At 67.9% G+C, this 14,966-nt stretch carries 15 protein-coding genes; 14 read left to right on the forward strand and 1 reads right to left on the reverse strand.

The window, feature by feature from the left end:
* Window positions 1–376, reverse strand: a 376-nt coding sequence (locus tag BN1263_RS08675) for an AzlC family ABC transporter permease (protein ID WP_186008956.1), incomplete at its 3' end; no start/stop codon positions are given.
* Window positions 377–503: 127 nt separating this feature from the next.
* Between BN1263_RS08675 and BN1263_RS08680 the strand changes: the two genes are divergently transcribed.
* From BN1263_RS08680 to BN1263_RS08745, 14 genes are all read left to right on the forward strand, one after another.
* A complete protein-coding gene (locus BN1263_RS08680) occupies window positions 504–968 on the forward strand; it encodes an Lrp/AsnC family transcriptional regulator (RefSeq protein ID WP_005413654.1) in 465 nt (154 codons plus the stop codon).
* A 533-nt stretch (window positions 969–1,501) separates the two neighbouring features.
* Window positions 1,502–2,182, forward strand: a complete 681-nt coding sequence (locus tag BN1263_RS08685; RefSeq protein WP_058980535.1) for a TonB C-terminal domain-containing protein — start codon at window positions 1,502–1,504, stop codon at window positions 2,180–2,182.
* Between the two features lie 16 nt (window positions 2,183–2,198).
* A complete protein-coding gene (locus tag BN1263_RS08690) occupies window positions 2,199–2,729 on the forward strand; it encodes an RNA polymerase sigma factor (protein ID WP_019337777.1) in 531 nt (176 codons plus the stop codon).
* A gap of 69 nt (window positions 2,730–2,798) precedes the next feature.
* Window positions 2,799–3,779, forward strand: coding sequence for a FecR family protein (locus BN1263_RS08695; protein ID WP_058980536.1), 981 nt, complete (start codon window positions 2,799–2,801; stop codon window positions 3,777–3,779).
* 58 nt (window positions 3,780–3,837) lie between these two features.
* Window positions 3,838–4,389 carry a hypothetical protein gene (locus BN1263_RS08700; protein WP_058980537.1) on the forward strand — a complete coding sequence of 184 codons (552 nt, stop codon included), beginning with the start codon at window positions 3,838–3,840 and terminating at the stop codon, window positions 4,387–4,389.
* Between the two features lie 120 nt (window positions 4,390–4,509).
* Window positions 4,510–5,091, forward strand: a complete 582-nt coding sequence (locus tag BN1263_RS08705; protein WP_058980538.1) for a hypothetical protein — start codon at window positions 4,510–4,512, stop codon at window positions 5,089–5,091.
* 57 nt (window positions 5,092–5,148) lie between these two features.
* The gene (gene gspG / locus BN1263_RS08710) at window positions 5,149–5,586 is read left to right on the forward strand and encodes a type II secretion system major pseudopilin GspG (protein ID WP_058980539.1); all 438 of its coding nucleotides are present in this window, start codon (window positions 5,149–5,151) and stop codon (window positions 5,584–5,586) included.
* Between the two features lie 9 nt (window positions 5,587–5,595).
* Window positions 5,596–6,501 carry a type II secretion system minor pseudopilin GspK gene (gene gspK / locus BN1263_RS08715; protein ID WP_058980540.1) on the forward strand — a complete coding sequence of 302 codons (906 nt, stop codon included), beginning with the start codon at window positions 5,596–5,598 and terminating at the stop codon, window positions 6,499–6,501.
* Window positions 6,498–7,661, forward strand: a complete 1,164-nt coding sequence (gene gspL / locus BN1263_RS08720) for a type II secretion system protein GspL (protein ID WP_058980541.1) — start codon at window positions 6,498–6,500, stop codon at window positions 7,659–7,661. Before gspK ends, gspL begins: the two co-directional genes overlap by 4 nt.
* A complete protein-coding gene (locus tag BN1263_RS08725; protein ID WP_058980542.1) occupies window positions 7,658–8,185 on the forward strand; it encodes a type II secretion system protein M in 528 nt (175 codons plus the stop codon). The genes gspL and BN1263_RS08725 overlap by 4 nt, the downstream gene beginning before the upstream one ends.
* Window positions 8,182–10,563 carry a type II secretion system secretin GspD gene (gene gspD, locus BN1263_RS08730; protein WP_058980543.1) on the forward strand — a complete coding sequence of 794 codons (2,382 nt, stop codon included), beginning with the start codon at window positions 8,182–8,184 and terminating at the stop codon, window positions 10,561–10,563. The genes BN1263_RS08725 and gspD overlap by 4 nt, the downstream gene beginning before the upstream one ends.
* Complete coding sequence (gene gspE / locus BN1263_RS08735; RefSeq protein ID WP_080398795.1) at window positions 10,560–11,993, forward strand: type II secretion system ATPase GspE; 1,434 nt, start codon at window positions 10,560–10,562, stop codon at window positions 11,991–11,993. The genes gspD and gspE overlap by 4 nt, the downstream gene beginning before the upstream one ends.
* A gap of 7 nt (window positions 11,994–12,000) precedes the next feature.
* On the forward strand, window positions 12,001–13,200 hold the full coding sequence (gspF, locus tag BN1263_RS08740; RefSeq protein ID WP_058980544.1) for a type II secretion system inner membrane protein GspF: 1,200 nt from the start codon (window positions 12,001–12,003) through the stop codon (window positions 13,198–13,200).
* A gap of 409 nt (window positions 13,201–13,609) precedes the next feature.
* A complete protein-coding gene (locus tag BN1263_RS08745) occupies window positions 13,610–14,806 on the forward strand; it encodes a substrate-binding domain-containing protein (protein WP_058980545.1) in 1,197 nt (398 codons plus the stop codon).
* Window positions 14,807–14,966: the final 160 nt, after the last annotated feature.

Genomic DNA, 14,966 nt, shown 5'->3' on the forward strand with positions numbered 1-14,966 from the left:
TTTCGTCGCACATGAAGAACAGGGCCGGCAGCACGCGTCGGCGCGGCAGGTGCTGGAGCAGCGGGGCCAGGCTGGCGCCCATCAGCAGGTGGCGGCTGTTGACCAGCGCGGTGATGGCCACGATCAGCGCGATGTGCGGTGGCGAGGTCCACAGTTCGACGGCGGCGAACTCCGAGCCGCCAGCGAAGTTGAGACCGGTCATCAGCGGTACTTCCAGTGCGCTCAGGCCCTTCTGGGCCGCCTGCGCACCGAGCACCAGGGCAAACGGAATGAAGCCGATCATCACCGGCACGGCGGCGCGCAGGCCACGCAGGAATTCGGCACGCGGGGCGGTATCGCAGGTGGCGGGCGGGGGGAGGTTGGTACGGGCGTCCATGGAACGGCACAACAAGGTGGGGGCGGCCCATGCTAGCGGTCCAATCACGAAATCGGGTTGCGTTGATGCCACTTGATTCTGGATGATTGATATTTCATGCGGCCAGAAGCGAAAAGGGTGAAATCCCATGCAGTACCAGCTCGACAACCTCGATCGGCGCATCCTCGACGCCCTGCAGCGCGACGGTCGCCTGCAGAACCTGGAGCTGGCTCGCCTGGTCGGGCTGTCGCCGTCGGCCTGTCTGCGCCGGGTGCGGTTGCTGGAGGAGGGCGGCTACATCGACCGCTATGTGGCCTTGTTGAACGAGGCCAAGGTGGGCCGTGGCTTCACGGTGTTCGTGCGGGTGTGGCTGCGGGGGCAGGACGAGGACACCACCAATCACTTCATCAACAGCATCAAGTCGTTCCCGGAAGTGCTGGAATGCCATCTGATGGCCGGTGACTGCGATTTCCTGCTGCGGGTGGCGGTGGCGGACCTTGATGCCTACCGGCAGTTCCAGATGCAGCATCTGAACCGGATCGCCGGGGTGCAGAACACCAAGACGGAGATTCCGATGCAGCGGATCAAGCAGACGACCCAGCTGCCGCTTTGAGGGATGGGGTTGCGGCCGGGTTGCACCCGACACCCGCAGGTAGGGCCGGCCGCTGGCCGGCAACCTCAACAGCAACAGCAACAGCGGGCCTGTTGAGGGATGGCGAGGTGGGTCCGGTTGCGGGGGCCGCTGCAAGTACGTCCATGTAAGCTCGGTCGCCGCATCCATGCGGCTCACGCCCCCGCAACCGGACCCACCCCGCCTTCGACAGATTTCCACGATCTGGTGGAACGGCATGAACTGCTCCTGGTGGGTGTCGACCTTGGTCGACACGTTTGGGCCGGCACGGGGTCGGATCCCGTTGCTTCGCAACGGGCTCTGACCCCAGGGGCAGATGATCATGTCTGTTCGATTCATTGATTCCTGATGCATGACTGGCTCCACGGAGTCTGCCTCGACGTCGGCCGTGGGCAGCGGTCATCGCAATGACATGTGACCCCGGTACGGTTTGAGCCCGCTTGTGGGTCGCGCGCGGGCCGGGGTTCCGGTCTTGGCGCGCGTCCACTGCAGCTGCTGTCGCTGCCGAGGGTCATGTGTTCTACGTCAGGGGGCTGAATGGACACCATGCGGTCAGAACTTGGAAGGTGGCCATCGCCGCATGGCTGCTGCTGTCCTTTGCCGCTGCCGCGCAGGACGCTGTTCATGCCTACGACATCCCTGCGCAGCCGCTGGAACAGGCGGTCGAGCGCTTCAGCGTCATCAGTGGGTGGTCGGTGATGTACCCGGGTGACCTGGCCGCCGGCCGCAGCAGCCATGCGCTGCGCGGCAGCCTGGCGCCGCTGCCTGCGTTGCAGGTGCTGCTGCAGGACTCCGGTATCGAGGCCGAGGTGATCGGCGAGCAGCGCGTGGTGCTGCGCCGGGGCGCGCCCTCGGCAGCCGAACCCGGTGTTGGCGCCCAACTTCCCGAGGCCGAGCGTCGGCGTCGCTACGGCGGCCTGCAGCAGCGGCTGCGTGCGGCGTTCTGTGACGACCCGGAGATCGCGCCCGGCCGCTATGCCGCGACGCTGCGCTTCCGCATCGACGGCGCGGGCCAGGTGAGCGAGCCCGAGCTGCTGTCAGGCAGTGGCAGCGCCCGCCGCGATGCGCGCCTGCTGCAGGCGCTGCAGGGCCTGGTGCTGGCGCCCGATGCCGCTGCGCTGCCGCAGCCGGTAACGCTGCAGATCCGACCTTCCGGCACCGACCACGACTGTGGCCGGCGCGCGCCCCTTCCATGACTTCAAGGATTCGAACATGAGCAACGGTACGGCTGGGGCAGTTGACCTGATGGACCACCTTCTGGGTGCCTACGATGAGCTGAAGCGCCGGCTGGTGCGCAAGCTGGGCTCGGAGGAGCTGGCCGGCGACGCGCTGCAGGACACGTGGATGCGCCTGAGCGCGCGGCGTGACCGCCTGGATGCCGTGCAGAACCCCGCGGCCTACCTGCTGCGCATGGCAATGAATACCGTGATCGACCGCCAACGTGCTGACCACCGCCTGCTGAGCCTGGAGGAGGTGGATACGCTGATGGACATGGCCGACCCTGCACCCGGCCCGGCGCAGGCGGCCGAACTGGACTTTGCGCTGGAAGACATGGTCGGCCTGCTGCAGCGCATGCCCGAGCGCCGTCGCCGCATCCTGCTGGCGATCCGCGTCGATGGCCTGCAGCAGCGCGACGTGGCCGACCACCTCGGTGTGTCGCTGCGGCTGGTGCAGCGTGAGCTGAAGGCGGCCCAGGACTACCTGGCCGAGCGCAGCGGGCAGGGGCGCCAGGTGCGGTTCTGAACGGCGGCATCCGTCTACACTTTGACGCCGAGCAGAACCCCGCAGCGTGCGGGTCCGGCATGAGCCCCCATGGATTCTGACGATCGCCCGCAACGCCCGCTGGATGCCGTCGAGCGTCAGGCGCACGCGTGGGTGGTGCGGCTGACCTCGGGCGAGGCGACCGCTGCCGACGGGCGCAGGTTCCGTGCGTGGTGCGAGTCGGATCCGCGTCATCGTGAGGCGTTCGGCCGTGCGCGCCGGCAATGGGAGCAGGTACGGCTGGCCGGCGAGCAGCTGCCCGCCGCCCCCCGCCAACCGGTGGCGCCGACGCCGGCCCAGCGCTGGAGCCGGCGCGCCTTCCTGAGCGCGGCGATTGCCGCCCCGGCCAGCCTGGTGGTGGTGGCGGCGATCCGCCCGCCGCTGGGATTGTGGCCCTCGGTGACGGCGATGACGGCCGATTTCCACACCGGCACCGGTGAGCGACTGCAGATCGCGCCCTCGCCGCAACTGAAGATCGAACTGGATACGCAGAGCAGCCTGCGCCGCCGCGCGGACGCGCAGGGCGAAGGCTTCGAGCTGATGCAGGGCCAGGCCGCGATCGAAACTGGGGCTGGCCTGCGCCTGGCGCTGTTCGCGGGCCCTGGTTGCGTGATTGCCGATGAAGGCGCGGTGCGCCTGGATGTGCGCAACACCCACGGCCAGGTACGGGTGACCTGCCTGCAGGGCAGCGCCCGCATCGAGCATCCGCAGGGCCGGCTGCAGCTACAGGCGGGTCAGCAGACCCAGTACGACGAGCGCCTCAGCGGCGTGGTGGCCGAGGCCGTGGCCTCGGAAGTGAGTGCCTGGACGGAGGGCATGCTGGTGTTCCGCCGCGCACCGCTGCGTGAGGTGGTGGACGAGATCAACCGCTACCGCCGCGGCAAGGTGCTGCTGGGAGAATCGGCGTTGGCGCGCGCGCCGGTCAGCGGTCGCTTCCGTATTGATGATCCGGACGCGGCACTGGAGCAGCTGCGACTGACGATGTCGCTGGATCTGCGTCGCTTTCCGGGTGGCATTGCCGTCCTTGGATAGATGAAGACGCTGGCCGTGCGCGCCGCGCAGGGCTGTTGCAAGCGAGGAGAGGCCAAGGATGCGCAACGAGACCATCGGTGTGCTGGATCTGCGTCGCAATCTGTCGGCGCTGCTGGAAACCACGCAGCGACGGCCATTGATGGTGCATCGCTATGGCTCACCTTGGGTGTGCGTGGTGTCCGATGCGCAGTGGCAGCAACAGGCGGTGCTGCTGGACTTTGATCCGCAGTCGCACCCGCTGGCGATGCTGCTGCGGCTGCAGCAGCAGGAGATGCCTTTGGTCGAATCCGGGGCGCTGCCGCCTGCGGTGCTCGCACGCGCACTGCTGTTGGCGGGCATGCATGGCATCGACGATCTCACGCAGCTGCATGAGCAGGTACTGCATCATCGGCTCTGGCACTGGTTCGTGGCGGGCGCCCATGGGGTGATGGAGGGCTGGCAGCTGCCCGCACTGCGCGTTGCGCTGGCGTCATGGTGCGATGACGTGGACATGACCGATGCACTGGTCGCATTCGCTGCCCGCAGCGACGTGGCGGTACTGGCCCGCCGTTGTGGGGGTGACGCACCGCGGCTGCAGCGCGAAGCCTGCAGGCGGATGACGCTGCGATGACGTTGCCGATGAAGCGCCACCCCGTGCACAGAGTTGCATTCGCGGTGTCGCTTCACCTGCCTTGCTGACGTCTTCTCCAGAGTACGACGCACCACGCGTCGTGGAGCACGGGCGGCGCAGATGGAAGACAGTCGCAGGATCAGCATGCTGGAGCTGGATCGCCACCTGAGCCAGTCGCTGGAGCAGGCACGGCACACGCCCCTGAACGTACAGCGCTATGGGCGCTCGTGGGTCTGGGTGCTGTCCAGTGACGCCTGGGCGGATGCGGCGCGCTGGGCGGCACTGGACAGCAGTGCGCATCCACTGGCGGCACTTCGAAAGGCCCTCGACCTGCGGCTGTGGCCCTGGCCCGACGCGGCCATCAGCGCGCTGCCGCTTGGCGCAGCCGATGCGCGACTGCTGCAACGTGCGGCCCTGCTGGTGATCGTGCGTGATCTCAACACTGCGCAGCGCGTGTACGACGACCTGCGCTACCACCAGGCCTACCGCATGTTCATCGGCCTCGACCACGGCACCGCGTGGTCGCCGACGCAGTGCGTGCGCCTGCTGCAGGCGTGCGTGCATCCGTTGTTGCGCGAGTGCATCGACCAGACACTGGCCAGCGTGCCGCCACACCTGCTCGAGGCGGCACGCGTGCCGGCTGCACGTGCGCCCGCACAGGCAACCGCGCAGCGAATCGCAGGCGGATGTTTATCGTACTGACACATGCACCGCTGACCATGGTGCAGCGGTCTCTTCCAGGATGACGAGGGCGGAACAATGGCAAGGCAGGCAGGTGGTTGCAGGGCTCGGCAGCAGGGCTTCAGCCTGATCGAGATCATGGTGGTGGTGGTGATCATTGGCATCCTTGCCGCGCTGATCGTGCCGCGGTTGATGGACCGTCCGGACCAGGCGCGCGTGGTGGCAGCGCGCCAGGACATTGCCGCATTGATGCAGGCCTTGAAGCTGTTCAAGCTGGACAACGGTCGCTATCCCAGTGCCGGGCAGGGCCTGCAGGCGCTGGTGAAGCCGCCGCAGGGCAGCGGTGCGTTGCCGGTGACGCCGTATCTGGATCGCCTGCCGAATGACCCGTGGGGCCATCCGTACCAGTACCAGGTTCCAGGCACTCATGGCGACATCGATGTGTTCTCGCTGGGTGCGGACAGCAAGCCCGGTGGCGACGCCGGGAATGCGGACATCGGTTCCTGGCAGCTGTGAGGCAGGCCGATGCCAGCCCGGATGCGTTCTGTTTCGAGTGTCCGCCAACGTGGCATGGCGGTGATCGTCGCCCTGCTGGTGGTGGCACTGGTGGCGGTGATTGCCACCGCACTGCTGACCCGGCAGTCGGCCCAGCTGCGTGCGCTGCGTGGCGACCAGCTGCGCGTACAGGTACGCATGGCGGTGGACGCAACGCTGGAGCGTGCGGCACAGCAGCTGCGTGAGGATGTAAAGGAACAGCTGACCACGGTGCGCAGCGGGCGCTGGGCGCGCCCATTGGAGCTGCAGGCGCCGTTGCCGGTGCAACTGCAGCTGGTCGATGCCCAGTCGATGTTCAACCTGCGCAATCTTCTTGCGCATGGCAGGCCGGACCCCGAGGCGCGGCGCGCGTTCATCGCGTTGTGTGCCGGGCAGGGGCTGGGACAGGGCGCCTGCGCATCCGCCGCCGACCACATCCAGACGCGCCTGCGCGATGGCGACATGCAGGCGCAGGCGCCGCTGCCGCGCGAATCACTGATCGAACAGGCCTTGCCTGGCGCCGATCCGGTGGCGTTGCAGGCGCTGGCGCGGCGCACCGTGGTGTTGCCGGCGCAGACCCTGGTCAACGCAAACACCAGCGACCTGCGCGTTCTGCAGGCGGTGACGCCTGCGGTCGAGCCGCCACGGCTGCAGGCGCTGCTCGGTGAGCGCGATGCTGGCCATTGGCTGCTCAATCGCGGCGACATCGCCAACCGACTCCAACTGAGCAACGAACAGATGGCCGTGCTTCCGCTGGGTATCCATAGCGAGTGGTTCCTGGCCGTCGGCCGGGTGCAGGCCGACGGCAGCGCGGTTGATTTCCGCGCGCTGCTCTGGCGCGAGTACCGCGACGACGGGGTGCGTGTACAACGGGTGTGGACGAGGATCGGCGCATGACCGTGCAGCTTCGGGTGCGCCTGCCGGCGCTGGCGCATCTGGGCGCTGACAGCGCGGTGCACTGGGCGCAGCTGCACAAGGGCGAGGTGCTCGCCCACGGCCGCGACACGCTGGCGGCGCTGGGCCTGCGGCATCCGCGGGCCACGGTGCATGCCTGCCTTGATCCGAACGACCTGATCCTGCTGGAACTGCAGCTGCCGCCGCTGTCCGGGCGCCGCCTGCACGCGGCGTTGCAGGGCGAGGTGGAGGCGATGCTGCTGGATGATCTGCAGGAGGTGGCGCTGGCCCACGGTGCGCAGGCGGCAGACGGTACGGTTCCGGTGGCCTGGCTCGGCCAGCAGGCCATTACGCAGGCGCAGCAGCTGCTGGCCTCGTGCGCGCTGCAGCTGCAGGCGTTGTATCCGACGCCACTGCTGCTGCCTTGGCAGGACCGCCACGCCACGCTGCAGGTCAGCGGCGAGCATCTGCTGGTGCGCAGCGGGCGCGATCGGGGACTTGTCCAATGGTATGGCGGACGTGATGCGTCTGCGGTGATGCAGGCGTTGGCCACCCGCCTGCAACAGGCCGGCGTGCAGGCCGTGCAATGGATCGACAGCGTACCGCCGGCGTGGCCGCGCAGCCTGCCGGCCACCGCCGTCGCGCATGAACGGCAGGCCTGTGGCCCCTTGCCGGGTTGGTCATTGCCGCTGTCCGGCGCAGGCCGTCAAGCGCCGCGACTGGCGATCGGCCTGGCACTGGCGGCGGTGCTGTTGGCCGCACTTGGGCTGCAGTGGCAGGTCTCGCGTTGGCGGATCGAGGGTGAGGCGCTGCAGCAGGACATGGCACGGCAGTTCAGCGCACGCTTCCCGGAGATCACCGATGTGGTGGACCCGGTGTTGCAGGCAAGGCGAGCGCTTGCGGTTCCGCCGCCAGCGCCGCCGTTGCCGGCGCTGCAGCGTCAGGTCGCCAGCACGCTGCACGCGGTTCCGGAGCTGGCGGGGCAGGTGCACAGCCTGCACTACCAACCCGGGCAGGTGTACCTGGAGCTGGACGCTGATGCTCGGGCATTGGCCGACGATCCACAGCGGCTTGAGCGCTGGCAGCAAGCGGTGCAGGCGCAGGGGCTGCAGCTGGTGCGCGATGCCGGTGGACGCCTGCGGGTGAGCGGAGCGGGACAGTGACGACGCGAACCTTGCGGCTGAGCGAGGGGCTGGCGGGCGTGCAGCAGCGCTGGCAACGCCTGCCACCGCGCGACCGGCTGATGCTGTGGGTGATGGCGGTGGCGCTGCTGGTGGCGGGCCTGTGGTCGTTATGGCTGGAGCCCTTGCTGAAGCAGCGCACGCACTGGCAGGCCGAACTCCCACGGCTGCAGGCGCAGCAGCGCGCACTGGCACCGCTGCTGCACGCCCGTGAGCGCCAGCAGCTGGCGCAGGGCCAGCATCCGACCCTGGCCGGACTGCGTGACCAGATCAAGGCCGCCGGTCTGGCTGGCGGCCTGCATATCGAAGCGCGCGACGGGCGCTGGCACCTGCAGGTACGGGCCGTACCTGCCGATGCGCTATGGAACTGGCTGCTGCCGCTGCTGGCCGACCCGGCCATCGAGCTGCAGCAGCTGCAATTGACACGCACAGGGGATGCGAACATGCCGGCGGCACGGATTTCAGGACACATCGTGATGGTGGCCCCTGCGGGTGCCCATCCATGAGGGCGATGCGCAGCCTTGCCTGCAGTGCCGCATTGGCCCTGATCGTGGGGGTGGCCCACATGCCGGCGCCGGTGGCGGCGCAGGACACAGGCGATGAGCCGGTGCAGCTGAACCTGGTGGACACCGATATTGGTGGCGTGTTGCGCATGGCAGCGCGCTTCACCGGTCGCCAGTTCCTGGTCGATCCGCGGGTGACCGGCAAGATGACGGTGGTCTCCGACGGCCCGGTCAGCCGCACCCAGGCCTATCAGCTGCTGCTCGGGGCGTTGCGCATGCGCGGCTTTGCGGTGGTCGAGAACGGCGGCGTGAGCCGGGTGGTGCCGCAGGCCGACGCCAAGCTGCTTGGCGGCCGGGTGGGCGCCGGTGGTGCAGGGGGCGAGATCGCCACGCGCACCTTCCCTCTGCGCTACGAGAATGCTGCCGCGCTGGTGGCAGTGCTGCGGCCGATGATCAGTCCGGACAATCCGATCACTGCCAACCCCGGCAACAACACCCTGGTGATCACCGACTATGCCGACAACCTGGAGCGCATCGCGCGGGTTATCGCCAGCGTCGATACTCCGGCCGGCATGGACACCGATGTAGTGAAGTTGCAGCAGGGAATCGCTGTGGACGTCGCGGCGATGGTCGCGCCGCTGCTGGATGCGCAGGGCGCCGAGCCCAGCCAGAAGGTGGTGGTGATGGCCGACCCGCGCAGCAACAGTGTGCTGCTGCGTTCCAGCAGCCCCGGCCGCACCCGTCTGGCGCGGCAGCTGGTGGAGAAGCTGGACCGCGCCCAGGACGAGTCCGGCAACCTGCATGTGGTCTACCTGCGCAATGCCCAGGCCAATCAGCTCGCCGGCGTGCTGCGCGGCGTGGTTGCGGGGCAGAGCGATGCGCCGGCAGTGGGCAGCAATGAAGGCATCACGCCACTGCCTGGCGATGCAAGCCGTTCCGCACCGGCGCAGCCGTCGCAACCGCAGCAGGCCAAGACCGGAAGCAATGCGCTGGAATCGCAGCGGCTGGACCCGAGCCGGCGTGACCCGATCGATGCGGGAAGCACCGGCTTCAGCCAGAACGGCATCTCGGTGCAGGCGGACGTGGCCACCAACACGCTGCTGATCTCGGCGCCGGAGCCGGTGTACCGCAACCTGCGACGGGTGATCGACCAGCTCGACCAGCGCCGTGCACAGGTGCTGGTCGAGAGTCTGATCGTGGAGGTCAACCAGACCGATGCGGCCGAGCTGGGCGTGCAGTGGATGCTGGGCAATGGACGCACCTTTGGTGGCACCCACTTCGGTGGCGCCACCGGCGGCAGTGGACTCAATACCGGTGCCCGCACCACGCTGGACGTGCTGCCCCGGGATGGCCTGAAGATCGGCGTGATCGACGGCACCATCAACCTTCCAGGTGTCGGCCAGATCCTCAACATGAAAGCGCTGGCCAACGCACTGCAGAGCAAGGGCGGCGCCAACATCCTGTCCACGCCGAACCTGATGACGCTGGACAACGAGGCAGCCAGCATCATGGTCGGCCAGACCGTGCCGTTCGTCAGTGGCCGCTACGTGACCGATGGTGGCGGCGGCAGCAACAACCCGTTCCAGACCATCGTGCGCGAAGACGTGGGCCTGAAGCTGCGGGTGCGCCCACAGATTTCCGAGGGCGGTACGGTGAAGCTGGACATCTACCAGGAAGTCAGCAGCATCGACGCGCAGAGCGCGAACAGCACGGCCGGCATCATCACCAACAAGCGCGCACTCGATACCAGCGTGCTGCTGGACGATGGCCAGATCATGGTGCTCGGTGGCCTGCTGGAAGACAGCGTCAGCCATGGCCGTGATGCGGTGCCGGGGCTGGGGAAGATCCCGGTGCTGGGCGCCTTGTTCCGCAGCGACACGCGCAAGCGCGCCAAGACCAACCTGATGGTGTTCCTGCGCCCGCACGTGGTGCGCGACCCCGCCGCCGGCCAGCGCCTGACCCGCGACCGCTACGACTACATGCGCAACGCGCAGGCCAGCGCGCAGCCAGTACAGAGCTGGGCCTTGCCGGCGCTGTCGGCATCGCAGCTGCCACCGCAGGACCTGTCTGTACTCGGCCAGGGCAATGCGCGCGATGGCCGGGGCCAGCCGTTGCAGAACAGCAGCCTGGCCGCGTTGTATCCGTCCGGTGACGGCGATGCGCAGCTGGTGCAGTTCGCGCAGGGGCTCGACCCGGCGCGTGCCAGCCAGGGCGTGGCGCAGGTGCGTGCACTGGGCCTGCAGGCCTATGCCGAAGCGACGCCCGGCGAGAGCGGGCAACGCCTGCGCGTGCGATTGCCGCGCGATCCGGCGACGCTGGACCCTGCGCTGCAGCAGCTGCGCGGGCTGGGCTACACGCCGGAACTGGTGATCGGGCCGTGAGCGCTTCCGCGCCGCTGGCGTACGCCTGGGTGCGCAGCCATGGCGTGATGCTGTCCGAAGTTGGCGGCGAGCCCGTGTTGCTGGGCACCGCCGACACCGCAGCGTGGGCCGTGGCCGAGCTGCGCCGGCGGCATGGCCCGCTTCCGTTCCAGATGCTGGATGCGGCCGCCTGGCAGCAGCGCTTGGGCGAGCAGTACCGTGACGGCGGCGATGCCGCTGCCGTGGTGGGGGCCGCCGAAAGCGAAGTCGATCTGGATCGGCTGATGCAGGACATGCCGGAGGTCACCGATCTGCTGGATGCTCAGGACGATGCGCCGGTGATCCGCATGATCAACGCGCTGCTGGCACAGGCCGCACGCGATGGCGCCAGCGATCTGCATATCGAACCGTTCGAGACTCATTCGGTGGTGCGCTACCGCGTGGACGGCACCCTGCGCGACATGGTGCAGCCACGGCGCGCACTGCATGCGGCGCTGGTATCACGCATCAAGATCATGGCGCACCTGGACATTGCCGAGAAGCGCCTGCCGCAGGACGGGCGCATCGCCATCCGCGTGGGCGGGCGGCCGCTGGATATCCGTGTTTCAACGGTGCCAACCGGGCATGGCGAGCGCGCCGTGCTGCGATTGCTGGAAAAGGATGCCGGCCGCCTGCAGCTGCAGCGCCTGGGCATGGCCGATGACACCTTGGCCACATTCACCGGGCTGATCCGGCAGCCGCACGGGATCGTGCTGGTGACCGGGCCGACCGGCAGCGGCAAGACCACGTCGCTGTACGCCGCGCTGGGCCAGCTCGACAGCAGCACCAGCAACATCCTCACCGTGGAAGACCCGGTGGAGTACGACTTTGCCGGTATCGGCCAGATCCAGGTCAACGCGCGCATCGGCATGAGCTTTGGCACCGCCCTTCGCGCGATCCTGCGCCAGGATCCGGACACCATCATGATCGGTGAGATCCGCGACCTGGAGACCGCGCAGATCGCCGTGCAGTCGTCGCTGACCGGGCATGGCGTGCTGGCCTCGCTGCACACCAACGATGCGATCTCGGCGGTGACCCGCCTGGCCGATATGGGTGTAGAGCCGTTCCTGCTGGCGTCCTCGTTGCGCGGCGTGCTGGCGCAGCGGCTGGTGCGGCGGCTGTGCACGCAGTGCCGGCGCGCCGAGGTGGATGACGAGGGCCGCACTGTGTGGCGTGCGGTGGGCTGCGCAGCCTGCGCCAACAGCGGCTATCGGGGGCGAACCGGCATCCATGAACTGTTTGTGGTCGACGACCGCGTGCGCGCACTGATCCATGAAGGGCAGGGCGAGCCTGCGCTACGCGAGGCGGCCCGGCGGGCCGGCATGCGGACCCTGCGGCAGGACGGCCAGCGCTGGGTCGACAGCGGGGTAACCACGCTGGAAGAGATCCTGCGCGTCACCGGCGACGATTGAGGCCTGCATGGCACTGTTCGACTACCAAGCCGCCAACGCGCAGGGCCGCATCGAGAAGGGTCAGCTGGACGCCGACAACCCGCGCGGCGCACGCCAGCTGCTGCGCGGTCGCGGGCTGACACCCGTGCAGGTCAGCGCGGCTCGCGGTGCGGGCAGTGGCTGGGGCGCCCGCCGGTTGTCTGCCAGCGAGATGGCCTGGGCCACGCGCCAGCTGGCCAGCTTGCTGGCCGCCAGCCTGCCGTTGGAAGCAGCATTGAGTGCGGTGATTGAACAGGCCGAGCGCCCGCACGTGGCCCAGGCACTCACCGCCGTACGCGCCGACGTGCGTGCCGGCCAGCGCCTGACCGTTGCGCTGGCCGCGCGGCCGCGCGACTTCCCGCCGATCTATCGGGCGCTGGTGGGCGCAGGTGAAGACTCCGGTGACCTGGCGCGGGTGATGGAGCGCCTGGCCGACTACATCGAAGAACGTAATGCGCTGCAGGCCAAGGTACTGACCGCCTTCATCTATCCAGCGGCGATCAGCCTGGTATCGGTGGCGATCGTGATCTTCCTGCTCAGCTACGTGGTGCCGCAGGTGGTGACCGCGTTCGTGCAGGCGCGGCAGACGCTGCCGATGCTGACCCAGGTGATGCTGGCCGCCAGCGCGTTCGTGCGCAGCTGGGGCGTGTGGGTGGGGCTGGGCATCGCTGCGCTGGTGGTGGCATGGCGGTTGGCCCTGCGCAAGCCCGAGCTGCGCCTGCGATGGGACGCGATGCTGCTGCGGGTGCCGATGGTCGGGCGCTTCGTGCTGGGCGTGAACAGTGCGCGCTTCGCCTCGACATTGGCGATCCTGCTGGATGCTGGCGTGCCGCTGCTGCGTGCGCTTGAAGCTGCCCGGCAGACCCTGGGCAATGCGTTGCTGGCGCGTTGTGCAGATGATGTGTCCGCGCGGGTGCGCGAAGGTGCCGCGCTTGGCTCTGCGCTGAAGGTGCAGAAGGTGTATCCGCCGATCCTGGTGCACCTGGTGGCCAGTGGCGAGAAGACCGGTTCGCTGGCGCCTCTGCTGGATCGCGCCGCGCAGACGATCTCGCGCGAGATCGAGCGTCGCGCGATGGCACTGACTGCGTTGCTGGAGCCGACCATGATCCTGGTGATGGGTGGCGTGGTGCTGACGATCGTGCTGGCGGTGCTGATGCCGATCATGGAAATGAACCAGTTGGTGCAGTGATGCGCAACGCGCATCACGGCTAGAGTCGACTGTTAGTCGACTAGCGCGCAGCGCGCGTGCTTCGTACTGCTGCTGCGTGTGAAGAGCAGTCGACTAACAGTCGACTCTACCCAGTCGATTCGATCCAGCCGATCCCATCAAATCGATTCGATCCAGTCGATTCCATCGAATCGATCCCATCCAGTCGATCGGACGGCGTCGTTGGAATGTGGCATGGGCCGATTCTCCACACAATCCTCCACACCTTTTTTCGATCTTCCACAGGTTTCTTAAGCGGCCTGTCATCGGTGCGGACCAGCATGGACACGTCGCCGCAGAGTGGGCTGGGAGGCCCTCGGCGGCAGCAGGCGTGTAGTGACCGTTCCTCCCTTGGCGTTTCCCTTCGCAGTAAACCCTTCAGGAGAAGATCATGAACAAGTACAAGACCCTGGCCGCGCTGGTTGCTACCGCGCTGCTGGCCACTGCTGGTGCCGCTTCGGCCCAGACCGCCGTCACCGGCGGCGGCGCTTCGCTGCCGGCCGACCTGTACAAGGGCCAGGCCGACAGCATCCTGCCGGCCAACTTCAGCTATGCCGTGACCGGTTCGGGCACCGGCAAGAAGGCCTTCCTTGAAAACAATTCCAGCCTGTTCCAGGCCACCGGCACCGTGCATTTCGCCGGTAGCGACTCGGTGCTGAGCGGCACCGAGCTGAGCACCTACAACAGCACCTACAACGTGTCCGGCGACGCCAACCGCTATGGCGCACTGGTGCAGATCCCGTCGGTTGCCACCTCGGTCACCATTCCGTTCAACAAGGCCGGTTCGGCGGTTGACCTGTCGGTCACCCAGATCTGCGGCATCTTCTCCGGCAAGATCAACAACTGGAGCCAGCTCGCGGGCCTGGGCCGTACCGGCGCCATCCAGGTCGTCTACCGCGGCGAAAGCAGCGGCACCAGCGAACTGCTGACCCGCTTCCTGACCAGCGCCTGCCAGCCGGCTGACGTGTCGGGTACCAACCTGAAACTGACCAACGGCGTGCCGGCATTCTCGGTGCAGTCGACCTTCGCCAACCTGTTCACCAGCGTGCCGTCGAACTTCATCGCTGCCCCGGCCACCGGTGGCACCGCGCTGTACAACGCCGTCTATGCCGTTGACGGCCGCGTCGGTTATGTCGGTCCGGACGTGATCCCGAGCCTGACCGATGCCACCAAGATCGCCAAGGTCAAGGGCTTCTCGCCGGATGAAGTGAGTGTGCAGGCCACGCTGGAAACCGCTGCGCCGCCGACCGGTGCCGCCGCCGAGAACCCGGCGAACTGGGTGCCGGTGTTCGGCAACCCGAACGCGGGTTATCCGATTGCCGGTTACACCAACTTCGTGTTCGGCCAGTGCTACAAGAATGGCACTGTGGGCGCCAACGTGCGTGCCTTCCTGGCACGTCACTACGGCAGTGTCGTCGATGCCAACGGCGTCGAGAAGGGGCCGAACGACGACGCGATCCGCGCGCACAAGTTCATTCCGCTGACCAAGACCTGGCGTGATGCGGTCCGCACCCGCTTTGCGACCGCCACCAACGCCGGTGCCGTGAACAACCCCAGCACCTGCTCGGGCATCGGCCGTCCGCTGTAACTGCAATTGCTTTGGTAGTTGCAGGAAATGCACAAGGGCGCCGGCAGCAATGCCGGCGCCTTCTGCGTATGTCCGCTGCATGACCGTGATGCGCCTGTCGTCTTCACGCCGCCGCCACCGTCTATGAGGTGCAGGGCGTGCCTCGCGCAGGCCCATCCGT

The sequence above is a fragment of the Stenotrophomonas thermophila genome, from assembly GCF_001499715.1.
GTDB lineage: Bacteria > Pseudomonadota > Gammaproteobacteria > Xanthomonadales > Xanthomonadaceae > Stenotrophomonas > Stenotrophomonas hibiscicola.